27 protein-coding genes are annotated in these 24,925 nt (G+C 60.1%); 20 read left to right on the plus strand and 7 right to left on the minus strand.

Annotation, left to right across the window (positions count from 1 at the left end; all coding sequences use genetic code 11):
• Positions 1-94: 94 nt before the first annotated feature.
• The 7 genes from hemE to AB5Y71_RS05855 all read left to right on the plus strand — a co-directional run bounded on the left by hemE (position 95) and on the right by AB5Y71_RS05855 (position 7,982).
• Entirely contained in the window at positions 95-1,162 is a 1,068-nt protein-coding gene (gene hemE, locus AB5Y71_RS05825; protein WP_368171190.1) for a uroporphyrinogen decarboxylase, read from the plus strand.
• 110 nt (positions 1,163-1,272) lie between these two features.
• Entirely contained in the window at positions 1,273-2,202 is a 930-nt protein-coding gene (locus AB5Y71_RS05830) for an ROK family protein (RefSeq protein WP_368171191.1), read from the plus strand.
• Positions 2,203-2,262: 60 nt separating this feature from the next.
• On the plus strand, positions 2,263-3,273 hold the full coding sequence (epd, locus tag AB5Y71_RS05835; protein ID WP_042010525.1) for an erythrose-4-phosphate dehydrogenase: 1,011 nt from the start codon (positions 2,263-2,265) through the stop codon (positions 3,271-3,273).
• A gap of 61 nt (positions 3,274-3,334) precedes the next feature.
• Positions 3,335-4,498, plus strand: a complete 1,164-nt coding sequence (locus AB5Y71_RS05840; RefSeq protein ID WP_005335436.1) for a phosphoglycerate kinase — start codon at positions 3,335-3,337, stop codon at positions 4,496-4,498.
• A gap of 115 nt (positions 4,499-4,613) precedes the next feature.
• On the plus strand, positions 4,614-5,693 hold the full coding sequence (gene fbaA, locus AB5Y71_RS05845) for a class II fructose-bisphosphate aldolase (RefSeq protein ID WP_005340963.1): 1,080 nt from the start codon (positions 4,614-4,616) through the stop codon (positions 5,691-5,693).
• A gap of 159 nt (positions 5,694-5,852) precedes the next feature.
• The gene (locus tag AB5Y71_RS05850; protein WP_368171192.1) at positions 5,853-7,157 is read left to right on the plus strand and encodes an NAD(P)/FAD-dependent oxidoreductase; all 1,305 of its coding nucleotides are present in this window, start codon (positions 5,853-5,855) and stop codon (positions 7,155-7,157) included.
• A gap of 237 nt (positions 7,158-7,394) precedes the next feature.
• Entirely contained in the window at positions 7,395-7,982 is a 588-nt protein-coding gene (locus AB5Y71_RS05855) for a hypothetical protein (protein WP_201944388.1), read from the plus strand.
• 54 nt (positions 7,983-8,036) lie between these two features.
• Here the strand turns inward: AB5Y71_RS05855 and AB5Y71_RS05860 are convergent, their stop codons facing one another.
• From AB5Y71_RS05860 to cutA, 4 genes are all read right to left on the minus strand, one after another.
• Positions 8,037-8,450 carry a hypothetical protein gene (locus tag AB5Y71_RS05860; RefSeq protein WP_201944389.1) on the minus strand — a complete coding sequence of 138 codons (414 nt, stop codon included), beginning with the start codon at positions 8,448-8,450 and terminating at the stop codon, positions 8,037-8,039.
• 70 nt (positions 8,451-8,520) lie between these two features.
• Complete coding sequence (locus AB5Y71_RS05865) at positions 8,521-9,012, minus strand: GNAT family N-acetyltransferase (RefSeq protein ID WP_368171193.1); 492 nt, start codon at positions 9,010-9,012, stop codon at positions 8,521-8,523.
• Entirely contained in the window at positions 9,002-10,801 is a 1,800-nt protein-coding gene (locus tag AB5Y71_RS05870) for a protein-disulfide reductase DsbD (RefSeq protein ID WP_368171194.1), read from the minus strand. The genes AB5Y71_RS05865 and AB5Y71_RS05870 overlap by 11 nt, the downstream gene beginning before the upstream one ends.
• Positions 10,798-11,115, minus strand: a complete 318-nt coding sequence (cutA, locus tag AB5Y71_RS05875; protein ID WP_368171195.1) for a divalent-cation tolerance protein CutA — start codon at positions 11,113-11,115, stop codon at positions 10,798-10,800. Before cutA ends, AB5Y71_RS05870 begins: the two co-directional genes overlap by 4 nt.
• Before the next feature lie 244 nt (positions 11,116-11,359).
• On the opposite strand from cutA, the gene AB5Y71_RS05880 reads away from it, so the two are divergent.
• Positions 11,360-11,716: a hypothetical protein gene (locus AB5Y71_RS05880; RefSeq protein ID WP_368171196.1), complete on the plus strand. Its 357-nt coding sequence runs from the start codon at positions 11,360-11,362 to the stop codon at positions 11,714-11,716.
• Between the two features lie 162 nt (positions 11,717-11,878).
• On the opposite strand, the gene AB5Y71_RS05885 is transcribed toward AB5Y71_RS05880, so the two are convergent.
• Positions 11,879-12,325 (minus strand): PACE efflux transporter, encoded by a 447-nt coding sequence (locus AB5Y71_RS05885; RefSeq protein WP_047436069.1) that lies wholly within the window; start codon positions 12,323-12,325, stop codon positions 11,879-11,881.
• Between the two features lie 125 nt (positions 12,326-12,450).
• Between AB5Y71_RS05885 and AB5Y71_RS05890 the strand changes: the two genes are divergently transcribed.
• Positions 12,451-13,332: a LysR family transcriptional regulator gene (locus AB5Y71_RS05890; protein ID WP_058053237.1), complete on the plus strand. Its 882-nt coding sequence runs from the start codon at positions 12,451-12,453 to the stop codon at positions 13,330-13,332.
• A gap of 6 nt (positions 13,333-13,338) precedes the next feature.
• Here AB5Y71_RS05890 and ygfZ read toward each other — a convergent pair whose 3' ends face one another.
• Positions 13,339-14,247: a tRNA-modifying protein YgfZ gene (ygfZ, locus tag AB5Y71_RS05895; protein WP_005340939.1), complete on the minus strand. Its 909-nt coding sequence runs from the start codon at positions 14,245-14,247 to the stop codon at positions 13,339-13,341.
• Between the two features lie 111 nt (positions 14,248-14,358).
• Here ygfZ and AB5Y71_RS05900 point away from each other — a divergent pair, with 111 nt between their 5' ends.
• Both AB5Y71_RS05900 and AB5Y71_RS05905 read left to right on the plus strand, forming a co-directional pair.
• Complete coding sequence (locus tag AB5Y71_RS05900) at positions 14,359-14,628, plus strand: succinate dehydrogenase assembly factor 2 (RefSeq protein ID WP_005335417.1); 270 nt, start codon at positions 14,359-14,361, stop codon at positions 14,626-14,628.
• Between the two features lie 19 nt (positions 14,629-14,647).
• Complete coding sequence (locus tag AB5Y71_RS05905; RefSeq protein ID WP_204382750.1) at positions 14,648-15,040, plus strand: protein YgfX; 393 nt, start codon at positions 14,648-14,650, stop codon at positions 15,038-15,040.
• Between the two features lie 154 nt (positions 15,041-15,194).
• Here the strand turns inward: AB5Y71_RS05905 and nadB are convergent, their stop codons facing one another.
• Positions 15,195-16,802, minus strand: coding sequence for an L-aspartate oxidase (gene nadB, locus AB5Y71_RS05910; protein WP_368171197.1), 1,608 nt, complete (start codon positions 16,800-16,802; stop codon positions 15,195-15,197).
• Between the two features lie 182 nt (positions 16,803-16,984).
• On the opposite strand from nadB, the gene rpoE reads away from it, so the two are divergent.
• The 9 genes from rpoE to recO all read left to right on the plus strand — a co-directional run bounded on the left by rpoE (position 16,985) and on the right by recO (position 24,864).
• Positions 16,985-17,566, plus strand: coding sequence for an RNA polymerase sigma factor RpoE (rpoE, locus tag AB5Y71_RS05915; RefSeq protein ID WP_005335411.1), 582 nt, complete (start codon positions 16,985-16,987; stop codon positions 17,564-17,566).
• 22 nt (positions 17,567-17,588) lie between these two features.
• Complete coding sequence (locus tag AB5Y71_RS05920) at positions 17,589-18,191, plus strand: RseA family anti-sigma factor (RefSeq protein WP_346215738.1); 603 nt, start codon at positions 17,589-17,591, stop codon at positions 18,189-18,191.
• Positions 18,192-18,212: 21 nt separating this feature from the next.
• Positions 18,213-19,193, plus strand: coding sequence for a MucB/RseB C-terminal domain-containing protein (locus AB5Y71_RS05925; RefSeq protein ID WP_005335407.1), 981 nt, complete (start codon positions 18,213-18,215; stop codon positions 19,191-19,193).
• A 93-nt stretch (positions 19,194-19,286) separates the two neighbouring features.
• On the plus strand, positions 19,287-19,748 hold the full coding sequence (locus AB5Y71_RS05930; protein ID WP_258721355.1) for a SoxR reducing system RseC family protein: 462 nt from the start codon (positions 19,287-19,289) through the stop codon (positions 19,746-19,748).
• Positions 19,749-19,864: 116 nt separating this feature from the next.
• Positions 19,865-21,658: a translation elongation factor 4 gene (gene lepA / locus AB5Y71_RS05935; protein WP_005335396.1), complete on the plus strand. Its 1,794-nt coding sequence runs from the start codon at positions 19,865-19,867 to the stop codon at positions 21,656-21,658.
• A gap of 3 nt (positions 21,659-21,661) precedes the next feature.
• Positions 21,662-22,585 (plus strand): signal peptidase I, encoded by a 924-nt coding sequence (gene lepB, locus AB5Y71_RS05940; RefSeq protein ID WP_005335395.1) that lies wholly within the window; start codon positions 21,662-21,664, stop codon positions 22,583-22,585.
• Positions 22,586-23,257 carry a ribonuclease III gene (gene rnc / locus AB5Y71_RS05945; RefSeq protein WP_005335394.1) on the plus strand — a complete coding sequence of 224 codons (672 nt, stop codon included), beginning with the start codon at positions 22,586-22,588 and terminating at the stop codon, positions 23,255-23,257.
• A complete protein-coding gene (gene era / locus AB5Y71_RS05950; protein WP_005335393.1) occupies positions 23,254-24,153 on the plus strand; it encodes a GTPase Era in 900 nt (299 codons plus the stop codon). The genes rnc and era overlap by 4 nt, the downstream gene beginning before the upstream one ends.
• A complete protein-coding gene (gene recO / locus AB5Y71_RS05955) occupies positions 24,154-24,864 on the plus strand; it encodes a DNA repair protein RecO (protein WP_005335391.1) in 711 nt (236 codons plus the stop codon).
• The last annotated feature ends 61 nt before the right edge of the window (positions 24,865-24,925 follow it).

Raw genomic sequence — 24,925 nt, forward strand, 5'->3', positions numbered from 1 at the left:
TGCGCCCATTTGCCACGTTTTGGGCAGTCCGATCCGGTGGGCAAAGTGGTATTATGGCCGCCATTTTATGCGTGATATGAATTCAGGAACTGGGATGAAAGAGCTGAAGAACGATCGATACCTGCGCGCCCTGATGCGTCAGGACGTGGATATGACCCCGGTATGGATGATGCGCCAGGCTGGCCGTTATCTGCCGGAATACAAGGCGACTCGCGCCCAGGCGGGGGATTTTATGTCCCTGTGCCGCAACGCCGAGCTGGCCTGTGAAGTCACCCTGCAGCCGCTGCGCCGCTACTCGCTCGATGCCGCCATCCTCTTCTCCGACATCCTGACCGTGCCCGATGCCATGGGGCTGGGTCTCTACTTCGAGCAGGGTGAAGGCCCGCGCTTCGAGCGCCCGATCACCTCCATGGCCGACGTGCAGGCGCTGCCCATTCCGGATCCGGAAGATGAGCTGGGCTACGTGATGAATGCGGTGCGCACCATTCGCCGCGAGCTGAAGGGCGAAGTGCCGCTCATCGGCTTCTCCGGCAGCCCATGGACCCTGGCCACCTACATGGTGGAGGGGGGCAGCTCCAAGGCATTCACCAAGATCAAGCAGATGATGTACGCAGAGCCGCAAACCCTGCACCTGCTGCTCGACAAGCTGGCCGACAGCGTGATTGCCTACCTCAACGCCCAGATCAAGGCGGGTGCGCAGGCTGTCATGGTGTTCGACACCTGGGGCGGCGTGCTCACCCCGCGCGATTACCGCGACTTCTCCCTGCAGTACATGCACAAGATTGTCGATGGCCTGATCCGCGAGCACGACGGTCGCCGCGTGCCGGTCACCCTGTTCACCAAGAACGGCGGTCAGTGGCTGGAGCAGATTGCCGCCACCGGTTGCGATGCGCTGGGTCTGGACTGGACCACCGACATCGCCGACGCCAAGCGTCTGGTCGGTGACAAGGTGGCGCTGCAGGGCAACATGGATCCCTCCATGCTCTACGCCACTCCGGCTCGCATCCGTGAAGAGGTCGCCTCCATTCTGGCCGGTTTCGGTCACGGCAACGGCCACGTATTCAACCTCGGCCACGGCATCCATCAAGATGTGAACCCGGAGCACGCCGGTGTGTTCGTCAACGCGGTACACGAGCTCTCCGCCCAGTACCACGGCCGCTAAGGCCGGGGCGAGCGAAGAGAAACTGATTGAAATCCGGGGCCGTCAGGCCCCGTTTTACATTTTAAAAGGCGCCGCGACGACGAGAGCGTGGCGGCCGTGCAGGAGGCAAGATGAGCAGCAAGTCACTGGATTGGGGTATCGATCTTGGCGGTACCAAGTGTGAATGCGTGGTGCTGGATGGCGACGAGGTGCTGCTGCGCCATCGCATCCCCACCGAGCGGGTGGGCGGTTATGAGCACATGATCGGTCAGATCGCCAAGCTGGTGGCAGAGTGCGCCGAGAAGATTGGTCAACGCCCGACCGTCATCGGCATGGGCACGCCGGGGGTGCGAGATCCGCAGACCGGCCTGATGAAGAACTGCAATACCACCGAGCTCAATGGCAAGCCGTTCAAGGAGGATCTGGAGCGCAAGCTGGGCGTGCCGGTGCTGATCGCCAACGATGCCAACTGCTTCGCGCTGGCAGAAACCCATCTGGGGGCGGTGCGCCAGCACCATCCCGATGCGAAAGTGGTGTTCGGGATCATCATGGGCACCGGGGTCGGCTCCGGCATCGTCATCAACGGCCAGATCCTCAATGGCCACCACGGCATCGCCGGTGAGTGGGGCCACAATGTGCTCTCCCCCGATGGCCCCGAGTGCTACTGCGGCAAGCGTGGCTGCGTCGAGACCCTGATCAGCGGCCCGGCGCTGGAGGCCTGGTACGAGGCCAAGGCCAAGCGCCGCCTCTCGCTCGCCCAAATCGCGGCCGCCACGGCTCACGATCATGTGGCCAAGCTCACCATCGACCGGCTGCATCTGCTGTTTGGTCAGGCGCTGGCCAATGTGGTCAATATTCTCGACCCGGATGTGATCGTCATCGGTGGTGGGGTGGGCAATGTGCAGAGCCTTTACAGCGCCGGACGGCAGACAATTTTGCCCTTCCTCTTTAATCCCCGCTTCGCAACCCCCATTATTGCTCCTGCCCTTGGTGACAGTGCCGGGGTATTCGGGGCCGCACTGCTGGCCCGCGGTGAATTCAAGGAGGCCCTGCTGTCGTAGCCGGGGCTCCCGGGCGGCCGGTGCGCCGCCCTGTTGCTGGTTCAAGGAAACGGATTCTCGATGATCAAGATTGCCATCAATGGTTACGGGCGGATCGGTCGCAACGTGTTGCGAGCCCTCTATGAAAGCGGGCGCGACAAGACCATCAAGATCGTCGCCATCAACGAGCTGGCGGCCCCCGAGGCCATGGTGCACCTGACCCGTTACGATACCAGTCACGGTCGCTTCCACCATCCGGTGCAACTGGCGGGCAACAGCATGCTGGTGGGGGAGGATCTCATCTCCCTGTTTGCCGAGCGGGATCCGTCAAAGCTGCCGTGGCGGGCGCTGGGGGTCGATGTGGTGCTCGATTGCACCGGGGTATTCGGCTCGCGGGCCGATGCCGAGCTGCATCTGTCGGCGGGGGCGGGCAAGGTACTCTTCTCCCACCCGGCGGATGCCGATGTGGATGCCACCGTGGTCTACGGGGTCAACCATCATACCCTCACCGGAGCGGAGCGGATCGTCTCCAACGCCTCCTGTACCACCAACTGCGTGGTGCCGGTCATTGAAACATTGCATCGAGAATTCGAGATAAATTGTGGTACTATTACGACAATTCATTCGGCCATGCATGATCAGCAAGTCATCGATGCCTACCACAGTGACTTGCGCCGAACCCGCGCTGCCAGTCAGTCCATCATTCCGGTGGATACCAAGCTGGCAAAGGGGCTGGAGCGTATCCTGCCCCACTTCGCCGGCAAGTTTGAGGCGATCGCGGTGCGGGTGCCGACCATCAATGTAACAGCGATGGATCTCAGTATTACTGTTCGTAAAAAAGTGACAGTTACTGACGTAAATCAAGCCCTGCAACGGGCATCCAGAGGTACATTACACGGTATTCTGGATTACACGGAAGAACCGCTGGTCTCCGTAGACTTCAATCATGATGCACACTCCTGCATCATTGATGGTACCCAGACCCGGGTGAGCGATGCCAACCTCGTCAAGATGTTGATGTGGTGCGATAACGAATGGGGCTTCGCAAACCGGATGCTGGATACCACCCGGGCCATGATGGCCGCAGGCTGAGCCTGCCCCGGGCGAAAGGTTACTGTTTTTAACATTACCTGGAAAATATAGAGGACTGAATATGTCTGTTATCAAGATGACTGACCTGGATCTGGCGGGTAAACGCGTTCTGATCCGTGCTGACCTGAACGTACCGGTAAAAGACGGCAAGGTCACCTCCGATGCACGTATCGTTGCGACTCTGCCGACCATCAAGCTGGCTCTGGAAAAGGGCGCCAAGCTGATGATCACCTCCCACCTGGGTCGTCCGACCGAGGGTGAATACAACGAAGAATTCTCCCTGGCTCCGGTTGTCAACTATCTGAAAGACGCTCTGTCCTGCCCGGTTCGCCTGGCCAAGGATTACCTGGATGGCGTAGAAGTCGCTGCCGGTGAGCTGGTTGTGCTGGAAAACTGCCGCTTCAACAAAGGCGAGAAGAAGAACACCGAAGAGCTGGCCAAAAAATACGCCGCCCTGTGTGATGTCTTTGTAATGGATGCGTTCGGTACTGCTCACCGCGCCGAAGGTTCCACCTATGGTGTTGCCCAGTTCGCTCCGGTCGCTTGTGCTGGTCCGCTGCTGGCGGGTGAACTGGAAGCGCTGGGCAAAGCCATGCTGAAGCCCGAGCGCCCGATGGTTGCCATCGTTGGCGGCTCCAAGGTCTCCACCAAGCTGACCGTTCTGGAATCCCTCTCCAAGATCGCTGACCAGCTGGTTGTCGGTGGTGGCATCGCCAACACCTTCATCGCTGCTGCCGGTCACAACGTCGGCAAGTCCCTGTGCGAGCACGATCTGATCGACACCGCCAAGAAACTGGCTGCCGAGACCAACATTCCTGTGACCACCGACGTGGTTGTAGGTGCCGAGTTCTCCGAGTCCACTCCGGCGACCATCAAGTCCGTCTCTGACGTGACCGACGGCGACATGATCTTCGACATCGGCCCGGATTCTGCCAAGGCTCTGGCTGACATCATCATGAACGCCAAGACCATCCTGTGGAACGGCCCGGTTGGTGTATTCGAGTTTGACCAGTTTGCTGAAGGCACCAAGGTTATCGCTGAAGCCATCGCTGCTTCCCCAGCCTTCTCCATCGCTGGCGGTGGCGACACCCTGGCTGCCATCGACAAGTTCGGCATCGCTGACAAAGTCTCCTACATCTCCACTGGCGGCGGCGCCTTCCTGGAGTTCGTAGAAGGCAAGGTACTGCCGGCTGTTGCGATTCTGGAACAGCGCGCCAAAGCCTAATTGACCCGGAACGGGGGGCAAAAGCCTCCCGTTTCGTTTATCATGTGCCCGCTGTGCCGGTTCATGATGAACCCCCCATTTTTTATTAACGGCATACGAGACAGGACGATTAAACATGTCTAAGAAAATTTTCGACTTCGTAAAACCCGGCGTGATCACTGGTGATGACGTTCAGAAAGTGTTCGCCATCGCTAAAGAGAACGGCTTTGCTCTGCCGGCCGTAAACTGCGTTGGTACCGACTCCGTGAACGCCGTACTGGAAGCTGCCGCCAAGGTTAAAGCGCCGGTTATCGTTCAGTTCTCCAACGGTGGTGCCGTGTTCACCGCCGGTAAGGGTCTGAAGCTGGAAGGTCAGAAAGCTGCCATCCTGGGTGCCATCTCTGGTGCCAAGCACGTTCACGCTGTTGCCGAAGCTTACGGCGTGCCGGTAATCCTGCACACCGACCACGCTGCCAAGAAGCTGCTGCCGTGGATCGACGGTCTGCTGGAAGCGGGCGAGAAGCACTTTGCTGAAACCGGCAAGCCGCTGTTCTCCTCCCACATGCTGGATCTGTCCGAAGAGTCTCTGGAAGAGAACATCGACATCTGCTGCGAGTACCTGACCCGCATGGCCAAGATGAACATGACTTTGGAGCTGGAACTGGGTTGCACCGGTGGCGAAGAAGACGGCGTTGACAACAGCCACATGGATCAGTCCGCTCTGTACACCCAGCCGGAAGATGTTGCCTACGCTTACGAGCGTCTGTCCAAGATCAGCCCGCGTTTCACCATCGCTGCCTCCTTCGGTAACGTACACGGTGTATACAAGCCGGGTAACGTCAAGCTGACCCCGTCCATCCTGGACGCTTCCCAGAAGTACGTTTCCGAGAAGTTTGGCGTTCCAGCCAAGTCTCTGGACTTCGTATTCCACGGTGGTTCAGGTTCCACTCTGGAAGAGATCCGCGAGTCCATCTCCTACGGCGTAGTGAAGATGAACATCGACACCGACACCCAGTGGGCAACCTGGGAAGGTCTGCTGAACTTCTACAAGAAGAACGAAGCTTACCTGCAAGGCCAGCTGGGCAACCCGGAAGGCGCCGACAAGCCGAACAAGAAGTACTACGATCCGCGCGTATGGCTGCGTGAAGGTCAGACTTCCATGATCGCTCGTCTGGAGAAAGCATTCTCCGACCTGAACGCCATCGACGTACTGTAATTCGTTACAGCACCTTGATTGCATGAAAAGGCGCCCTTCGGGGCGCCTTTTGCATTTCTGTGATCCGCACCGGTTGGTGAGTGGAGGAGGAACTGGGTATTATCGAAATAACTTTGCTTATTTTATTAAACAATTTGCAACCAAGGCAGGATGCTGAGTATGCAGGCAGGAAAGCACAACGGATATCAGGAGCACGTCGCCTCCTACTACGCGGCCACCCGCAACGACTCGCAACAGTGGCCCGAGCTGGAGGGGGAGCACAAGGCTGACGTCTGCATCATCGGCGGCGGTTTTACCGGTCTCAATACCGCTATCAATCTGGCTGATGCCGGTTACAAGGTCGCCTTGCTGGAGGCCAACCGTATCGGCTGGGGCGCCTCTGGGCGCAACGGCGGTCAGCTTATTCGCGGTATCGGCCACGACACCAGCCAGTTTGCCCGCTGGATCGGTGAGGAGGGGGTTCGCGAGCTCGACCTGATGGGGCTGGAGGCAGTGCAACTGGTGCGCGAGCGGGTGGAGCGTTTCAAGATCGAGTGCGATCTCACCTGGGGCTACTGCGATCTGGCTACCCGTCAGCGCCATCTGGCCGGCTTTGAAGAGGATCTCGCGCATCTGGCGAGCCTCGGCTATGAGCACGAACTCAAACTGGTCCCGCGCGAAGATATCCATACAGTGGTGGGGTCGGATCGCTATATCGGCGGTCTTATCGACATGGGCTCCGGCCATCTCCATCCCCTCAATCTGGCGCTGGGCGAGGCGCGCGCCGCTGCCAGCCTCGGGGTTTCCCTGTTTGAACACTCCAGAGTGACCCATATCGATTACGGCAAGCAGGTGGAGGTGACCACCGCCCACGGCCGGGTCACCGCCGATTATCTGGTGATCGGTTGCAACGCCTATCTCAATGACCTCAATCCGGAGCTGGGGGGGCGGGTACTGCCCGCGGGCTCCTACATCCTCGCCACCGAAGTGCTGGATCGCCGCTTGCGCCAGCGATTGCTGCCGCAAAACATGGCGGTGTGCGATCAGAATGTTGCCCTCGACTACTACCGCCTCTCTGCCGATGGCCGCCTGCTGTTTGGCGGCGCCTGCAACTACTCCGGCCGGGATCCTCGCGATATCAAGGCCTTTATGTTGCCCAAGCTGCTGCGGGTCTTCCCCGAGCTCGCTGGCACTGCCATCGAGTTTCAGTGGGGAGGCATGATCGGGATCGGCGCCAACCGGCTGCCGCAGATTGGCCGTCTCAAGGAACACCCCAACGTGCTCTACGCCCAGGCCTATTCGGGTCACGGCCTCAATGCCACCCACATGGCGGGCAAGCTGGTGGCCGAGGCGATCCGCGGCGAGAGCCGGGGCTTCGATCTCTTTGCCAGCGTGCCCCATATCACCTTCCCCGGCGGCCCGGCGCTGCGCTCCCCGCTGCTGGCTTTGGGTATGCTGTGGCACCGGATGAAGGATATCTTCTGACCCCCATTGTCAGCCTGCGCAGTGATGGCTGAACGTGGCCCTTTTTGCCAACCCCTTGTTTATAGCGGGTTAGCACTATCGTTCCGCCCTATAGACCAAAAGATGCATTCGCGCCAATCTCGTCCCGTTGGCACTATCTTTTAGGTGTGAGAGCGGTTATCTGCCAAGGGGCAAGGATTTGACAGATTGCCGAATATTTGCCGAGAAAGGGCTGGAGACGGGGGGAGGAGGGCCAAGATGGAGATAAATGTGGTCGCGTCAGGCGGGCTTAGTCCGCTGGCGCAACGGCAGGGTTCTTCCGCTGTGCAGGCACAGGAGAGGGCTGCAACTTCACCATCAACGGGCAGTGACAGCCTGGTGCGCGACCTTGGCGCTGTGCTGGATGAGCTGGGGCTGTCACCGCAAGGGGAGAGCAGCGGCGGTGGCACTGTTTCAATCAGGGACTCGCTGGAAGCGTTCATCAACACCATGATGGGCTCCCTGCAACAGCAGCAGGAACAACAGCTGGCATTGCAGCAACAACAGCGGCAAGAGCAGGAACAGCGCAAACTCGCCATCGCCGACAGCAGTGAGAACCCGCTCAAGCGGGATCTGGAGCGCCTGCTCGAGACGCTGGATCAGCAGGGCGGACAGGAAAAAGAGAGCGAGCAAGGAGCCGAGCGTGAAGCGGTCAACCCCTTGCAGAGCCAGCTGACCAAGCTGCTGGAGAGCAGTGGTGCGGCAGAGAGCGGGGTCACCCTCAAGGAGGTGCTGTCAGGGTTGGCCAGCAAGTTGCCGAGCGAAACCGCCGAGCGAAAAGGGTATCGGGTCGATACCCAGGTTTGAGCTGGTTGGCAACGGCAGGAGAGTCGTTGCAGTGCGTAAGGGGCGGGTAGCCCTTTATTGGGCCGGTTCCGCCAGTCGCCAGCCCTGTTCGTCCTTCATCATCCACACCTCTGCCTCTTGTGGCAGCACCTGGCCCGCCTCGAACTCGCCAAATTTGCGCTCGAGCTCCATCAGCCCCATCTCCTGCTGGAAGGGGCCAACCCGGTCGTAGACCAGATCCTCGTCGTGCAACACCTGCAACTGATCGAGCCCCTGCTTGAAGTGGAGCTGGTAACTCACCTTGACCAGATAGACCCCCTCCATCCGCTCCTCCTTGCCGAGGATTGTGAAGTTGCTGATTTCGAACAGGTTGGCGTCTGTCTCGGCCAGCAACCTGGCGGTAACTTGGCTCCGGATATCCTCTTCACCGGGCCCTGCACTGCAACCATAAAGCCAGAGGGCTAGCAGGGGGATGAACCACTTTTTCATCAAAACTCCGGACAAGTGCAAAACGAGAGGGGCGATTGTGCCACGCGAATGCGCGGCGGCAAACCTCGGCTCACGGTTCCAGTGAACGTTCCAGCACGATGGCCTCGGCTCGATAACCTGCCACCTCGCGGCGATAGCACTCGGTGAAGCCTCTGCGCAGCCAGAAGGATAGAGCACTCTCATTGCTGGCAATTACTGACAGGCGAAGCCGGGTAGCCCCCCATGAGCTTGCCAGCGTGCAGGCGTGAAGATAGAGCGACTGACCACGGCCACTCCCTTGCCAGGGTTCCCCCACCAGTAACAGACCCAGATAGGCGGTGTCTAGATTGGGGTAGCCGCGCAGCAGATCAATGACAGCGGTGAGTTCTCCCTGCTCCCAGCGGCCGATGAGATGTTTGTCGGAGAGAGGCAGGCCGGATGGGCATGCGACAAGTTCCTCTTCTCCTGCCTGTGCAGAGAGAGGGGCATTGCTCACCGCCGCCTGATAGGAGGGGGCCTGTTCGAACAGCCGCTGCAAGGCAGGTGCATCGCTTGTCTGCAGCCGACGCAACTCAGTGTGCATCACTTACCATCTCGAGATGTTTGGCAAAGGGGATAGGCCCCATAAAACCGGTGACCCGCTGCCCTGTCAGCTCCTTGCCCTCGCGGTCGAAGAAGATCAGGGTCGGCAGCCCCAGCACATTGAGACTGTTGAGCAGCTCGATATCGGCATCGTCGTTGGCGGTAACATCCGCCTGCAGCAGCACCATCTGGCCGAAGCGCTCCCTCACCGTGGGATCGCTGAAGGTCTTGTGCTCGAACTCCTTGCAGGCGACGCACCAGTCGGCGTAGAGGTCGAGCAGCACCGGCTTGCCGCGAGCGGCGGCCAGCTGCACCTTGAGATCATCCAGCGTCTTGATGCGGATAAACTGCGGTGCCGTTTGACTGGCATCCGCCGTGATGGCAGCAGGGGGGGCCGGTTGCAGCAGATCCTTGCCCACCACCACGGCGCTGATCATCGCCAGCAACAGCACGAAGCCGCGCACGCTTTTGGCCACCGAGTGGGGCTGGTGCTGGTTGTGGTGATAGAGATAACCGCACAGCAGCAGCCCCCAGCCGAGCCAGGCGAGAGTGGCAATCTGATCGCTCCAGAGCCGTGACAGCAGCAGGATCGGCACTGCCAGCAGGGCGAAGCCAAACAGCTGCTTGATCACATCCATCCAGGCGCCCGCCTTGGGCAGCAGCTTGCCACCTGAGGTGCCGAGCAGCAGCAGCGGTAGCCCCATCCCGAGCGAGAGGGCATAGAGCGCCGCCCCGCCGAGCCAGAGATCGCCGCTCTGTGCAACATAGATCAGCGCCCCCGAGAGCGGCGCCGTGGTGCAGGGGGAGCAGACCAGCCCGGAGATCATCCCCATGATGGCGACCCCGACTACTGAGCCCCCCTGCTGGCGGTTGGAGAGGCCGGAGAGACGGGTTTGCAAACTGCTCGGCAGTTGCAGGGTATAGAGTCCGAACATGGAGAGGGCCAGCAGCACGAACATCACCGAGAGGCCGATCAGCACATAGGGGTGTTGCAGCGCCGCCTGGAATTTCAGACCTGCCGAGGCCACTACCAGCCCCAGCAAGGTGTAGGTGACCGCCATCCCCTGCACATAGACCAGAGAGAGCAGGAAGGCGCGACTGGTAGAGAGGCGATGGCCGGCACCGGCGATGATGCCGGTCAGGATCGGGTACATGGGGAAGACGCAGGGGGTGAAGGCGAGCCCCAATCCCAGGGCGAAGAAGGCGACGATGCTGAGCCAGAACCCCTGATGGCCGAGGGCTGCGGCCAGCTGATCCTGCTGGCTAACCGGTGCGACGCTTTGTGCCATTTCAGCGGCGGATGCGGTGGTTGCCGTGACCAGCGGGGTTACATCGATCAGCTTGTCGGTCGGCGGGTAGCAGAGGCCGTCGGTGCAGCCCTGATAGCGCACCCGCAGGGTGGCGCCGTCGCCCACTTCTTTGAGCGGCACCGCGATGCTCACCTGCTGGTAGTAGACCCGGGTCTTGCCGAAGAAGTCATCCTCGTGCTCGGTGCCTTCCGGCAGGGTCGGCTCGCTGAAGGTGAGGTTGTTCCCCTTGAAGCGCAAGCTGTGGCGATAGAGGTAGTAGTCGTCGGCGATGTGGAGGGTTAGCTGCAGCTGATCGCCACGCTGTTCGCTCTCGATCTGAAAGGCCTCATCGACCTGCAAAAATTTGGGTTTGGCATTGGCCTCAATGCCCAGCGAGCTGAGCAGATCGGCGCCGCTGGCGTGGGCAGGGGAGCTGCCCACCGCTGTCGTCAACAGGGCACAGAGCAGCAGCAGGGGAGAGAGCAAGCGGATGAACGTCATGAGGTCTCCCCATTGAGCCAGTCGAGATAGGCAGGTAGTCCGGCACTCACCGGCAGGGCCAGCAGCTCGGGCACCTCATAGGGGTGATTGGCTTGAATACATGCCTGCAACTCGGCAAAGAGTGGCAGGCGGGATTTGATGATGAGCTGGATCTCGGTGGCGCGCTCCACCTTGCCTTGCCAGCGATAGACGGAGGTAATGCCCGGCAGTTGATTGATGCAGGCGGCCAGCCGCTGGTTCAGCAGCTGCTCGCAGAGAAGGTCGGCACTGGTTTGATCTGGGCAGGTGCAGAGCACCACAATGGCGTCGGTCATAAAGCGGATCTTCACCTCGTTGGGGTAAACCGGGCAGGCGCCCTTGCCGTCTCATCCCTGTCTGCGGATGAAGGTGAAAAAAGCGCCTGAAAATCAGCGGCTACTATACCCCAGAGCCGCTTCAAATAGCATCTGTAGCCATTTGTGAGCCAGCGCCAAAAATTTGTGGGGGGCATGAGATAGACGCTGTCATGGGGACAGGGCAGAATGAGCGGGCTTGTTCCCAATTGACGTAAGGAAATGTATGACCCAACAGAATGAGCAGCAGAGAAACCGCATGTTGAGCCTGCTGCGCGAAGGTGAGCGCCGCATGTTGGTTCAATTGGCCGGGCTGCTGCGCACGACCGCCGATGAAATCAATGCCGAGCTGGAGAGAGAGGAGCTGATGGCCACCCTGGAGCAGCCCATCACGGTGGAGTATCTCAACGGCGTGGTGCAGCACCATCTGTTCGAGCGCAAACACAAGGGAGATATGGCGGTTGCCCAGCAGATCCTGAGCGATTATCAGAGCGAGCTGGAAGCGCTGCAGGTAACTCAGGCCCAGCCTGAAGAGGCTGTCGCTGCCGACGAGAGCGGCGAAGAGCTCAAAGCCCAGGCTTGAGCGACGGGCAGGCCTGAATCCTTACCTCTGAATCAGCCGGCCTGCCAGCGCTGATCCCTGTTGCGGCCCCATCATGTCTGCCATGGTGGGGCCGTATCGTTTCTTCTGTTGCCTTCCCTCGTTGACCTTCACTTCTCGGTTTCAATCCAACTGATTCGTGCCTTAGCGCGCCTCTTGTGGCATGCCGTGCGGCACTTCGCGGGGGATGGGGAACACTTTGTCATAGCCCCAGTTGTAGACGAAGGCATAGATCAGGTAGAAGACGACGAAGCCCAGATCCAGCACCAGCGCCTCCAGCAGGCTGACGCTCAGCCACCAGGACATGACCGGCAGCGCGACGATCAGCAGACCGCCCTCAAAGCCGAAGGTATGCAGCACCCGTTGCCACAGGGTCTTGTGGGTATGGCCCTGATATTTCAGCAGCAGCTTGTCGACTCCGATGTTGTAGATGTAGTTCCAGACGGTGGCCAGCACCGAGAAGAACAGTGCCAGCGGGCCCATATGGTTGAGCCCGACCCCGGTAACCCAGCTGGCCAGCGGGGCGGCAATCAGCAGGCCAATGAATTCAAAGCCAATGGCATGGCGCAGGCGATCGTTACGGGTACGCATAAGTCACTCTCTCAATCAGGTTCATTCACGGATTGCAGGTTAATCTATAGAACTTTAGCGATAGATTCATGTTGGTATCCATCGCTAAAATAGATGGATGAGAGGGCTTGCCGGAGGGCCATAAGATGACGCCATCACTGGAACAACTGAGGATCTTGCTGGCGGCCGCCGAAACCGGCTCGTTTTCCGCTGCCGCCCGCAAGCTGGGCAAAGCGCAGTCGGTGGTGAGCAGCGCCATCGCCAATCTGGAGATCGATCTGGCGCTTACCCTGTTTGACCGCAGCGGCCGCTATCCGCAACTGACGGAGGCGGGGGCCCGCATGGTGCAGGAGGCGGGGATCCTGCTGGCGCAGAGCGAGCGGTTGCAGTCCATCGCCGGCGAACTGGCGGCCGGGGTGGAGACACGCCTCACCCTGGCCATCGATGATGACTCCCACCTCCCCTGGCTCGGCACCCTGCTGGAGGAGTTCGCCACTCGCTACCCGACCGTGGAGCTGGAGCTGCTCTTCCCGTTGATGGAGGATGTGACCGAGATGCTGGTGACTGGGCGGGCCCAGCTTGGCATCAGTTATCAGAAGGTGCATCCCCAGCGGGAGATCGTCGCCCGTTCGCTGGGGGAAGTGACCATGCCGCTGGTGGTGTCACCGGATCATCCGCTGGCCCGCAAGCAGCCGCTGCGGGAGGTCGATCTGCAGGGGGCTCGTCAGCTGATGGTGACCGGCCGACGGGAAGGGAGCGAGCGCCAGCGTTTTCGTATCTCGGCTCAGGTGTGGTGGGTCGAGGGGGATCTCGGGGTGCTGGAGCTGGTCAAGCGGGGCCTTGGCTGGTCCGCCATTCCGGAATTTCTGCTGCATCAGCCGTTGGCTCGCGGCGAAGTGGTGGTGCTGGAGCCGGACTTTATCGCCAGCCACGCGCTGGCGCTGGAGTTGCAGTGGCATCGCGCCCGCCCGCTGGGGCAGGCGGGGCGCTGGTTGAAGGAGGCCCTGCTGGCGCGGGTGCCTCGCTAGCCGACCTTACTCGGTCAGGGCGTAAGGCAGGGGTTGCAGGGTGAGGCGGGAGCCTTCGTCCTGCTTGAGGCGGAATTGGGCGTCAGCCTCGGTATCCTTCGGCAGTACGGCGGTGAGCCACACCTGCCCGGCCTGTTGCCAGGCGTTGAGCACCATGCCGCTGCGGCGCCAGTTGTCACCCAGTTGCAGCTCCAGGGTATCGCCGCTGGCGACCGGCTCGCCGGTAGTCCCCGCCAGCAGGAACAGGGCACGGTTGTTGGCGCCGCGATACTTGGCGCGGGCCACCGTCTCCTGCCCCATGTAGCAGCCCTTGTTGAAGCTGATGCCGTCCAGTGCCTGCAGGTTGAGCATCTGCGGGATGAACTCCCCCTGATGCACCGCTTCCATATGCGGCAGACCCGCCTTGATCTCGAGCCCCCACCAGAGTGACTCGTCACCTTGCGGCAGGGCGTCGGCTTGTTGATTGCTCACCAGCAGCCAGCGATCCTGCTCAATCTTCACCGCCATGCCGCCGTCGATAAGACCGCTCTGCAGAAGGCCAAACTGCTCGGCGATCCACCCATCGCTGCCCGTACCGGCGATCCCGGTGGCGTGACGCTCATCGGCGGCGATCTCGACCTTGGAGAAGACGGCAAATTTCTTCAGCTCCGGCAGCTGACGCTCAAGTACCGAAGGGCTGGTCAGTAGCAGCAGACTGTCGTCGAGGCAGAGCAGGCGGAAATTGCTCCACAGCTTGCCCTTGGGATCACAGTGGCCGCCCGGGGTCTGTTGCCCCGGTTGCAGGGCGTTGACATCACAGGTGACCTGACCTTGCAGATATTTGGCGCGATCCTGGCCGCTGATACGGGTGATGGCCAGCTTGGTCAGGGGGAAGCGGGTCGGCTCGGCAGGAAAAACAGGTGGTTGCAGGCTCACGATGGTATTCCAGAGAGAAAGTATGTGAGCTGCATGGTAAAGACGTAACTAATGTTTGTCAGCCGGAAAATCCAGCTGGTACCATCCCCCGGTCTTTGTAAGGAGAGTGCCATGTTGAGCCCAGTTGAAAAATCCCGCCTGAAGTGGGCCTGCCGTCGCGGTATGCTCGAGCTGGATGTGATCTTTATGCCCTTTTTCGAACACGAGTTCGACTCCCTGAGCGAAGCCGATCAGCAGACCTTTATCCGCCTGCTGGCGAGCGACGATCCGGATCTGTTCAAATGGTGCATGGGTCATGGTGTCCCTGCCGATCCCGCATTTGCCGCCATGATCCCGATGATCCTGGAGCGCAATCAGGCGCGCCACGACCGCCAGGGGTAATACCGTGGAGCGGGTGATCATTACGGTTCACCCCTCCCGTCATCAGCAATATTTGCTGGTGGCCCTCTTTTTGTTGCTGCTCTGGCCGGTGGCTGGCCTTATTGCCGGTTGGCAGTGGGCACTGTTGCTGCCCGTCTGGCTGGCGGCGCTCTGGCTGAGCTGGCGTGCGCTCGCCGCGCCCCCGTGCGAGCTCGTCTGGGATGGCCAGTGGCTACAGTGGCAAGGTCGTCGCTATCAGCTTGACAAGAAAAGCCGCATTCTGCCCGGTGTGCTCAGGCTGGCGCTTTGTCCCGATCCGCAAGAGAGTGGAGCTGTGTCGCCACGGCAACTGTGGCTCTTCTCCGATGCCCTTCCCCCCGAACATTACCGCCTGCTGGCGCGAGCCATCCACTTTCTGCCGTCCCGGCGCTGACGCCTGCTTTCCGTGATGACCATGCGCTGATTTATCGCGATAAGCTGTTGCCATGTGGCTGGCGACACTCTTTTGTGGCTGAAAAGCGGTTGAAAACAATTGACCCCGCCGGGGCGGGGTCACTGATTGCTGTAACGCTTGGCGGGAAGGGGGATTAATCCCGCTCCGGGGTCAGCACGGTTGGCTTGGAGTCCGGCAGCATATCCGGATGATCCAGGTTGTAGTGCAAGCCGCGCGACTCCTTGCGCTGCAGGGCGCAGTTGACGATAAGCTCGGCCACCTGCAGCAGGTTGCGCAGCTCCAGCAGGTTGTTGGAGACGCGGAAGTTGGCGTAGTACTCCTGCACCTCCTGCTTGAGCAGGTCGATGCGGCGCTTGGCGCGGGCCAGGCGTTTGTTGGTACGCACTATCCCCACGTAGTCCCACATCATCAGCCGCAGCTCGTGCCAGTTGTGCTGGATCACCACCAGTTCGTCGGAATCTTCCACCTTGCTCTCGTCCCACACCGGCAGGCGCGGCGGCTCCACACTCATCGGCAGCTTGGCCAGAATGTCGGCCCCCGCCTGATGGGCATAGACCACGCATTCCAGCAGGGAGTTGGAGGCCATACGGTTGGCGCCGTGCAGACCGGTGTAGGTCACTTCACCTATGGCGTAGAGGCCGGGGATATCGGTCTGGCCGTTGTTGTCGATCATCACGCCGCCACAGGTGTAGTGGGCGGCTGGAACGATGGGCATCGGCTCCTTGGTGATGTCGATGCCAACCGCGAGGCAGCGTTCATAAATGGTCGGGAAGTGCTTGATGATGAAATCGGCCGGTTTGTGGCTGATGTCCAGATACATGCAATCCGCCCCGAGCCGCTTCATCTCGTGGTCGATGGCGCGGGCGACGATATCCCGCGGCGCCAGCTCGGCCCGCTCGTCAAACTCCGGCATAAAGCGGCTGCCGTCCGGGCGGCGCAGATAGGCTCCCTCGCCACGCAGCGCTTCGGTCAGCAGGAAGTTGGGGTCGTCCGGGTGGAACAGGCTGGTGGGGTGGAACTGGTTGAACTCCAGGTTCGCCACCCGGCAGCCGGCCCTCCATGCCATGGCGATGCCATCGCCAGAGCTCACATCCGGGTTGGAGGTGTACTGGTAGACCTTGGAGGCACCACCGGTGGCCAGTGCCACGAAACGGGCACGGATCACCTCGACCTGCTCGGCGTTGCGGTTCCAGACGTAGGCGCCCAGCACCTTGTTGCCTGGCAGGTTGAGCTTGCGGGTGGTGATGAGGTCGACCGCGTTGAAGCGCTCCATCAGCTGGATATTGGGGTGGGCGCGCACCTGATCGATCAGGGTCAGTTGCACCGCCTTGCCGGTGGCGTCGGCCGCGTGGAAGATGCGGCGATGGCTGTGGCCCCCTTCCCGGGTGAGGTGGTACTGGGACTCGCCGTCGGCGTTCTCCTCCTGATCGAAGGGGACCCCTTGCTGAATGAGCCACTGGATGGACTCGCGGGCGTGGCGTGCGGTGAACTCCACCACTGCCGGGTCACACAACCCGGCGCCCGCGTTGAGCGTGTCGCTCACGTGGGATTCGATGCTGTCGGTTTCGTCGAAAACGGCAGCGATGCCTCCTTGCGCATAGAAAGTGGCCCCTTCACTGATGTGCCCCTTGCTCAGAACCAGGACTTTGGCGTGGTCTGCCAATCGCAACGCGAGGGACAAACCAGCGGCACCGCTGCCAATGATCAGTACATCGCAAAGGTATTCAACACTTGCTTTCATAAGTATCATTGGCCTGGATTAAGAACTGGCACCATGGTAGCCCAAGCGAGGGCGAGGATGCAGCCTGCATCACATTTTTTTCAATTGAAGCGAACTTTCTCTGATTCTCCCTGTCTGAACTTGTGCGCTTAGGAAGGGCCGGAAAAGAAAAACGATAACCTGATGGGGGTTTTACGGCTCTGATGAGCGACCAGAATCTACTGGACGAACAGCTGGTTGAACGGGTCCAGCGCGGCGATAAAGCAGCTTTCAACCTGTTGGTAAAAAAATACCAGCATAAGGTGGTCAACCTGGTTGCCAGGTATGTCAACAATCCCGGTGATGTGCCCGATGTGGCGCAAGAGGCCTTTATAAAAGCCTACCGTGCATTGCCGACATTCCGTGGCGAAAGTGCTTTTTACACCTGGTTGTACCGAATTGCCGTGAACACGGCGAAGAATTATCTCACCTCCCAGGGGCGCAGGCCGCCCAGCAGTGATGTGGAGGCTGACGAAGCGGAGTCTTATGGTGGTGGTGAGGCCTTGCAAGAGGTCTCAACCCCCGAAAACCTGGCGCTGACTGACGAGATCAAACGCACCGTGTTTTCAGCCATAGAGGCATTGCCGGAAGACCTGAGGACAGCTATCACCCTCCGCGAACTGGAAGGGCTGAGCTACGAAGAGATTGCCGAAATCATGGATTGCCCAGTGGGTACGGTCAGATCCCGTATCTTCCGGGCGAGGGAAGCAATCGATAAAAAGCTGCAACCTCTGATCGAGAATTAACTGGGGAAAGACGGGTTAACTTATGGCAAATAAAGAGCAAATCTCTGCCCTGATGGATGGTGACCTGAGTGATGCAGAGGTACTGAACGAGCTGGGGATGGACTCCGACTTGCAAGATACCTGGGGTCGTTACCACCTGATCGGCGATGCCATGCGGGGTGACCTGCCGGTCAATCTGCAACTGGATCTCAGTGACTGCATCATGGCTGCGCTGGAGGATGAGCCCACCATACTGGCACCCAAGCCGGTCGAGACGGCTCCCGTGCTGCAACCTGCCGTTGCACCGGTCAAGACAGATTCTAATGTGGTTCCGTTGTTCCGCCGTGTCGGTCAGCAATTGGGTCAATATGCCATTGCGGCATCTGTGGCCGCTGCCGTTATCTTCGGGGTGCAGCAGTATCAGGGACAGGATGGCGTTCCGGCCAATCCGGTGCTCAATACCATTCCAATCGGTGGCAGTGCGGCGCCTGTGAGTGTTCACTATCCGCAACAGGATGGCGCCCGTGCCCGTCAGCAAGGGCTGACCGAACAGCAGATGCAGGAGCAGCGGGAGCGGATTAACGCCTTCTTGCGTGACCACCAGTTGCAGCAGCGCCTGTTGCAAGACAGACAGATCCAACAATAACGAATTGTCAGGGATACAAACGTGCGCCAGTCCAGCCGTATTTTGCTGGCCTCTCTCCTGCTGATCAGTGCCAAGGCCTCGGCCGACGATAAGTCGGCCGAGGCCTTGTTGCAGCAGATGCAGAGTGCCGTGCAGCAACAGAATTTCGAGTTGTCCATGGTCAAGGCCCGTCAGGGGCGTCTTGAACCGATCCGGATCAGCCATGCCGTGATCAACGGCAAGGAAGTGGCCCACCTCAGTTACCTCGACGGCAAGGCGATCGAGTATCTCCAGCGCCAGAACGAATACACCTTCTTTGAAAACAGCCACGATCCCTACACCCTGAAGGATGCCCGCTTCCCCGGCATCTGGTCGACCCTGGTGAAGATGCCGCTGGCACAGGTGCTGGAGAGCTATGATCCTGTGCTGGCCGGCCGTAGCCGGGTTGCCGGTGTGGTGGCGCAGGTGGTGAGGCTGGTGCCTAAAGAGGCCGACAAATATGGTTTCGTGCTCTGGATTGACGAGCAGAGCCACTTGCTGCTGCGGATCGACATGGTCGAGCGGGAAGGCAATCTGGTGGAGCAGGTACTCGGTGTCGAGCTGGATCTGCAGAGCAAACCGGCCCCCTGGCTGGTGAAGCTGGCCAACAGCAAGCAGCCTCCGGCGCTGGCGCTGGAGGATGCCTATCCAGCGCCACAACAGCAGTTGAACTGGCAGATCACCTGGCTGCCCGATGGCTTCAAGGTGCTGTCGCAAGATCGGCACCAGCTGGTGACCACCAGTATGCCGGTGGATTACATGATGCTCTCCGACGGGCTGGTGGATCTCTCGGTCTACGTCTCCCGGGTCGATCCCAAGCAGGCGGTGCGCCAGCAGCTGATCCGCCAGGGGGCGACCTCGCTGGTGAGCTATGTCAACGAGGTGGGGGTCGAGATCACCGTGGTCGGTGAGGTGCCTGCCGAAACCGCCAAGCGCATCGCCGAGTCGGTCCAGCCGCTGGCCCGCAACGAAGCGGTGCAGTAACGGGGGATGCGGGGTTCTTCCCCGCTTGCCGAGCGTGGCGAGTCGTGGTCAGATCCCCTGATTGTGTGAACCCGAGGTGTTGCCGTGAATGAGATGAGTGAAGAGCTGGCGACCGTGGTGGCCATTGAGGGTGACCATGCCTGGGTGGAGTGCGAGCGTCGCTCCGCCTGCAGTGGTTGTCAGCAGCAAGCCAACTGCGGTACCGGCACCGTGGCCAAGGCGTTTCCCCTGAAAGCTCCCCGCTTGCGAGTCAGGCTGACCGCCGAGGTGCGGGTTGGCCAGCAAGTGAGGCTCGGTATCCCGCAGGAGAGTCTGCTGCGCGGGGCTGCGCTGGTCTATGTGCTGCCGCTTTTCTGTCTGTTGGCCGGCGCCTTGCTGGGGCAGCTCTGGCTGGCGCCGCTGCTCTCGGGCGGGGAGGGGATTACCATTCTCTGCTGCCTGCTGGGGGGCGTGCTGGGCTTTTTACTGGTTCGTTACTTTTCCAACCGCCTGGATCAGGGGCGCTATGGCCCGCAGATGCTCGGCGTCGTGGTCCCTGTCCGCATCCTCCCCTGACTGAACAGGCGCTATTTCACTGGCGCTGGCGACTAAAGAATGGCCGTCAGCCGGGTTATCCAGTAAAATCGCGCCTCCATAACTGACCTTAACTAATTTTGAGTGACTCTTGCTCGATGAAACACATTCGTAACTTTTCGATTATTGCGCACATCGACCACGGTAAATCGACCCTGTCGGACCGTCTGATCCAGACTTGCGGTGGCTTGTCCGACCGCGAGATGCAGGCTCAGGTGCTTGACTCCATGGATCTGGAGCGCGAGCGCGGCATTACCATCAAAGCACAGAGTGTGACCCTGAACTACCAGGCACAAGACGGTAACACCTACCAGCTGAACTTTATCGACACCCCGGGCCACGTGGATTTCTCCTACGAGGTCTCCCGCTCTTTGGCGGCCTGTGAAGGGGCGCTGCTGGTGGTGGATGCCGGCCAGGGGGTTGAGGCACAGACTCTGGCAAACTGCTATACCGCCATGGAAATGGATCTGGAAGTGGTGCCGGTGCTGAACAAGATTGACCTGCCGGCCGCAGAACCCGAGCGGGTTGCCGAGGAGATCGAAGACATCGTCGGTATCGACGCGGTCGATGCGGTGCGCTGCTCCGCCAAGACCGGTCTGGGTGTTGATCTGGTGCTGGAAGAGATCGTCGCCAAGATCCCGGCGCCGGAAGGTGACCCGGATGCCCCGCTGCAGGCGCTGATCATCGACTCCTGGTTCGACTCCTATCTGGGCGTTGTCTCTTTGGTGCGGATCAAGAACGGTTCCCTGAAGAAGAACGACAAGATCAAGGTGATGAGCACCGGTCAGGTGTGGGGTGTCGATCGTATCGGTATCTTCACGCCCAAGCAGGTGGATACCCAGGGTCTGGGTTGCGGCGAGGTAGGTTGGGTTGTCTGCGGTATCAAGGACATCCACGGCGCGCCGGTGGGCGATACCCTGACTCAGGCCAAGAACGGTGCCGACAAGGCGCTGGCTGGCTTCAAGAAGGTGAAGCCGCAGGTTTATGCGGGTCTGTTCCCTATCTCCAGCGATGACTACGAGTCGTTCCGTGACGCCCTCGACAAGCTCTCCCTGAACGATGCCTCCCTGTTCTTCGAACCGGAGAGCTCCACTGCGCTGGGCTTCGGCTTCCGTTGTGGTTTCCTCGGCATGCTGCATATGGAGATCATTCAAGAGCGTCTGGAGCGTGAATACGATCTGGATCTGATCACCACGGCGCCGACCGTAGTCTACGAGATCGAGCTGACCGACGGCTCCACCATCCATATCGACAGCCCGGCCCAGATGCCCGCCATCACCAGCATCAAGGAGATGCGCGAGCCGATCGCCGAGTGTCATATCCTGCTGCCGCAGGAGTACATGGGCAACGTGATCACCCTCTGTATCGAGAAGCGTGGCGTGCAGACCAACATGGTCTACCACGGCAAGCAGGTGGCACTGACCTATGAAATCCCGATGGCAGAAGTGGTGCTCGACTTCTTCGATCGTCTGAAATCCACCAGTCGCGGTTACGCCTCGCTGGACTACGGCTTCAAGCGTTTCGAAACCTCCGACATGGTCCGTCTGGACATCATGATCAACGGTGAGCGCGTCGATGCCCTGGCCATCATCACCCACAAGGACAACGCCCAGTATCGCGGTCGTCAGGTGGTGGAGAAGATGCGCGAGCTGATCCCGCGCCAGATGTTCGATATCGCCATTCAGGCGGCCATCGGCAACCAGATCATCGCTCGCAGCACCGTCAAGGCTCTGCGTAAAGACGTAACCGCCAAGTGTTACGGTGGTGACGTGAGTCGTAAGAAGAAACTGCTGAACAAGCAGAAAGAAGGTAAGAAGCGGATGAAGTCCCTCGGCCGTGTCGACGTGCCGCAGGAAGCCTTCCTCGCGATTCTCCACGTCGGAAAGGATTAATAGATGGCAAGCACGTTTTCCCTGATCCTGGTGGTGGTCTGCGCGATCACCGGTGTTATCTGGTGTCTGGACAAGATGATTTGGTCCAAGCAGCGCGCCGCCAAGATTGCCGTGGCTCGTGCCCATGGCGGTGCCCACCTGGATGAGAAGACCCTGGCCAAGGTCGCCCCCGTGCCGGTCTGGATTGAGCAGACCGCCGGGGTCTTCCCGGTCATCACCTTTGTGCTGATCCTGCGTTCGTTCATTTTTGAACCGTTCCAGATCCCGTCAGGTTCCATGATGCCCACCCTGCTGGTGGGCGACTTCATCCTGGTGGAAAAATTTGCCTATGGTCTGCGGGACCCGGTGACCAACACCAAGTTCCTCGAGACTGGCGAGCCCAAGCGCGGCGACGTGGTGGTGTTCAAGTATCCCCTTGAACCGCGCGTTGACTACATCAAGCGGGTCGTCGGCATGCCGGGTGATAGGGTCATCTATCGCAACAAGGAGCTGATGATCCGGCCCAAGTGCGAAGAGCAGGAAGGGAAAACGTGCCCGGGCTTCAAGAAGCTCGACGTCAAGTTTGAACAAAGAGGCGAATTTACCCAGATGGGGATCCCCCTTGACCGCTATACCGAGCAGTTGGGCGATGTCTCCCACGAGACCCTGCGCAATCCGCTGATGCCCGACATGGTTGGCCGTTACTATCGCCAGCCCGGCACCTACCCCGACGAGTGGGTGGTACCGGAAGGCCAGTATTTCGTGATGGGCGACAACCGCGACAACAGCACCGACAGCCGCTTCTGGGGCTTTGTGCCCGAGCAGAATCTGGTCGGCAAGGCGGTCGCTATCTGGATAAGTTTTGAATTCGAGCGCGAAGAAGGCTCCCTGCTGCCAAGTTGGGTACCGACAGGTGTGCGCTTCAACCGCATTGGCGGAATCAAGTAAATGAATATCAAGATGAACAGACTGCAGTCCCGTCTCGGGCATGTCTTTGCGGATCTGGAACTGCTGACCCGGGCGCTGACTCACCGCAGCGCCGGTTCCCGTCACAATGAGCGACTGGAATTTCTGGGTGACTCCATTTTGAGTCTGGTGATTGCCGACGATCTCTTCCACCGCTTCCCGCAAGCGGCGGAAGGGGATCTCAGCCGGATGCGCGCCACCTTGGTGCGCGAGAAGACCCTGGCCGAACTGGGCCGGGAGTTTGATCTCGGGGATCACCTGATCCTCGGCCCCGGCGAACTCAAGAGCGGCGGTTTTCGCCGCGAATCCATTCTGGCCGACACGGTCGAGGCGGTGATCGGTGCCGTCTATCTGGATACCAATCTTGAGACAGTGCGGACACTGCTGCTGAGCTGGTACGCCAGCCGCCTGGAAGAGATCAAGCCGGGCATCGAGCAGAAAGATCCCAAGACCCGTCTGCAAGAAATTTTGCAGGGAAGCCGCAAATCCCTGCCGACCTACACTGTGACCAACGTCAAGGGCGAGGCACACAACCAGGAGTTCACTGTCCAGTGTGACGTGGAAGGTCTGGATGGTCCCCTCGTCGGGGTCGGCACCAGCCGTCGCAAGGCCGAACAGGCCGCGGCGCAGCAAGCATTGGAAAAACTGTCATGACAGATACTACCTACTGCGGCTTTGTCGCCATCGTGGGCCGCCCGAATGTGGGCAAGTCCACCCTGCTCAACAAGCTGCTTGGCCAGAAGGTCAGCATTACCTCGAAGAAGCCCCAGACCACCCGTCACCGGATTTTGGGGATCGACACCGAGGATAACTACCAGACCATCTATGTAGATACCCCGGGTCTGCACATTGAAGAGAAACGGGCCATCAACCGTCTGATGAACCGTGCCGCCACCAGTTCGCTGGGTGATGTGGCCATGGTGGTGTTCATGGTCGACGGTACCCACTGGACCAAAGACGACGAGATGGTGCTGGGCAAGCTGCGCAATCTCAAGTGCCCTGTGGTGCTGGCGGTCAACAAGATTGACAACGTCAAAGAGAAAGAAGATCTGCTGCCCCACCTCGAGTGGCTGGGCCAACAGATGAACTTCGCCCATATTCTGCCCATCAGTGCCGAAAAGGGCACCAACGTGGAGAAGATCCGCGAGTGGGCCAAGGATCTGCTGCCGGAAAACGTCCACTTCTTCCCGGAAGATTACGTGACCGACCGCTCCTCCCGCTTTATGGCCTCCGAAATCATCCGCGAGAAGCTGATGCGCTTCACCGGCGAGGAGCTGCCCTACTCGGTGACGGTGGAGATCGAGCGCTTCAAGGTGGAAGAAAACGGCCTCTATCACATCCACGGCCTGATCCTGGTCGAGCGCGATGGTCAGAAGAAGATGGTCATCGGCAACAAGGGTGAGAAGATCAAAACCATCGGCACCGAAGCGCGCCTCGATATGGAACGTCTGTTCCAGAACAAGGTGCACCTCGAGCTGTGGGTCAAGGTCAAGTCGGGCTGGGCTGATGATGAGCGCGCCCTGCGCAGCCTCGGGTATGGCGACGACTGATTGCTGACCCCGGCTTTCGTCATCCACAGTCGGCCCTATCGGGAGACCAGCCAGCTGGTCGAGGTCTTCACCCAGGATAGTGGCCGATTTACTCTGGTGGCTCGCGGTTCTCGCGGGCCACGCTCCCCTCTCAAGGGGCTGCTGCAACCCTTTACCCTGCTCACCATCGCTTGGCGCGGTAAGGGTGATCTCAAGAACCTCACCCAGGTCGAATGCCCGGATCACTCCCTGCGTCTCGGTGGCGATCGCCTCTTCTACGGCCTCTATCTCAACGAGCTGGTCTACTACCTGCTGGAAGCGCACACCCCGTTCCCCGAAGTGTTCGATGCCTATGCCCGTGCCATCATGGCGCTTGCCGATGGCGAGACGCCGGAGCTGCCGCTGCGCCGCTTCGAGTTCCTGCTGTTGCAGGCGCTCGGCTATGCGGTGGATTTCGAATACACGGCGGACGACGAGTCGCCCATCGAGCCGACCCTGCTCTATGGCTTCGAGCGTGAATTGGGCTTTGTTGCTTGCGAGCGGGCTCCGGATCCCCGTACCCTGTTTCTCGGTGCCCACCTGCTCGCCTTTGCCGAGGGACGTTTCGATACCCCTCCCTTGCTGCAGGCGGCCAAACGTTTCAGCCGATTGGCGTTGCAACCCTATCTGGGCAAGCGCCAGCTAAAGAGCCGGGAGCTGTTTTTAAAACGCAAAGCCAGCATGCAAGGCTGACACAGATTACAGACATACGGATATTGGCGCGGTGTGATTCGCTGACCGCGCAGTCAACAGA

Origin of the sequence: Aeromonas sp. R9-2 (genome assembly GCF_040908025.1) — a bacterium.
Lineage (GTDB): Bacteria > Pseudomonadota > Gammaproteobacteria > Enterobacterales > Aeromonadaceae > Aeromonas > Aeromonas veronii.

Coding starts and splice junctions, on each gene's coding strand:
- hemE (WP_368171190.1), top strand. CDS start 95: ATGAAAGAGCTGAAGAACGATCGATACCTGCGCGCCCTGATGCGTCAG.
- AB5Y71_RS05830 (WP_368171191.1), top strand. CDS start 1,273: ATGAGCAGCAAGTCACTGGATTGGGGTATCGATCTTGGCGGTACCAAG.
- epd (WP_042010525.1), top strand. CDS start 2,263: ATGATCAAGATTGCCATCAATGGTTACGGGCGGATCGGTCGCAACGTG.
- AB5Y71_RS05840 (WP_005335436.1), top strand. CDS start 3,335: ATGTCTGTTATCAAGATGACTGACCTGGATCTGGCGGGTAAACGCGTT.
- fbaA (WP_005340963.1), top strand. CDS start 4,614: ATGTCTAAGAAAATTTTCGACTTCGTAAAACCCGGCGTGATCACTGGT.
- AB5Y71_RS05850 (WP_368171192.1), top strand. CDS start 5,853: ATGCAGGCAGGAAAGCACAACGGATATCAGGAGCACGTCGCCTCCTAC.
- AB5Y71_RS05855 (WP_201944388.1), top strand. CDS start 7,395: ATGGAGATAAATGTGGTCGCGTCAGGCGGGCTTAGTCCGCTGGCGCAA.
- AB5Y71_RS05860 (WP_201944389.1), bottom strand. CDS start 8,450: ATGAAAAAGTGGTTCATCCCCCTGCTAGCCCTCTGGCTTTATGGTTGC.
- AB5Y71_RS05865 (WP_368171193.1), bottom strand. CDS start 9,012: ATGCACACTGAGTTGCGTCGGCTGCAGACAAGCGATGCACCTGCCTTG.
- AB5Y71_RS05870 (WP_368171194.1), bottom strand. CDS start 10,801: ATGACGTTCATCCGCTTGCTCTCTCCCCTGCTGCTGCTCTGTGCCCTG.
- cutA (WP_368171195.1), bottom strand. CDS start 11,115: ATGACCGACGCCATTGTGGTGCTCTGCACCTGCCCAGATCAAACCAGT.
- AB5Y71_RS05880 (WP_368171196.1), top strand. CDS start 11,360: ATGACCCAACAGAATGAGCAGCAGAGAAACCGCATGTTGAGCCTGCTG.
- AB5Y71_RS05885 (WP_047436069.1), bottom strand. CDS start 12,325: ATGCGTACCCGTAACGATCGCCTGCGCCATGCCATTGGCTTTGAATTC.
- AB5Y71_RS05890 (WP_058053237.1), top strand. CDS start 12,451: ATGACGCCATCACTGGAACAACTGAGGATCTTGCTGGCGGCCGCCGAA.
- AB5Y71_RS05900 (WP_005335417.1), top strand. CDS start 14,359: ATGTTGAGCCCAGTTGAAAAATCCCGCCTGAAGTGGGCCTGCCGTCGC.
- nadB (WP_368171197.1), bottom strand. CDS start 16,802: ATGAAAGCAAGTGTTGAATACCTTTGCGATGTACTGATCATTGGCAGC.
- rpoE (WP_005335411.1), top strand. CDS start 16,985: ATGAGCGACCAGAATCTACTGGACGAACAGCTGGTTGAACGGGTCCAG.
- AB5Y71_RS05920 (WP_346215738.1), top strand. CDS start 17,589: ATGGCAAATAAAGAGCAAATCTCTGCCCTGATGGATGGTGACCTGAGT.
- AB5Y71_RS05930 (WP_258721355.1), top strand. CDS start 19,287: ATGAGTGAAGAGCTGGCGACCGTGGTGGCCATTGAGGGTGACCATGCC.
- lepA (WP_005335396.1), top strand. CDS start 19,865: ATGAAACACATTCGTAACTTTTCGATTATTGCGCACATCGACCACGGT.
- lepB (WP_005335395.1), top strand. CDS start 21,662: ATGGCAAGCACGTTTTCCCTGATCCTGGTGGTGGTCTGCGCGATCACC.
- rnc (WP_005335394.1), top strand. CDS start 22,586: ATGAATATCAAGATGAACAGACTGCAGTCCCGTCTCGGGCATGTCTTT.
- era (WP_005335393.1), top strand. CDS start 23,254: ATGACAGATACTACCTACTGCGGCTTTGTCGCCATCGTGGGCCGCCCG.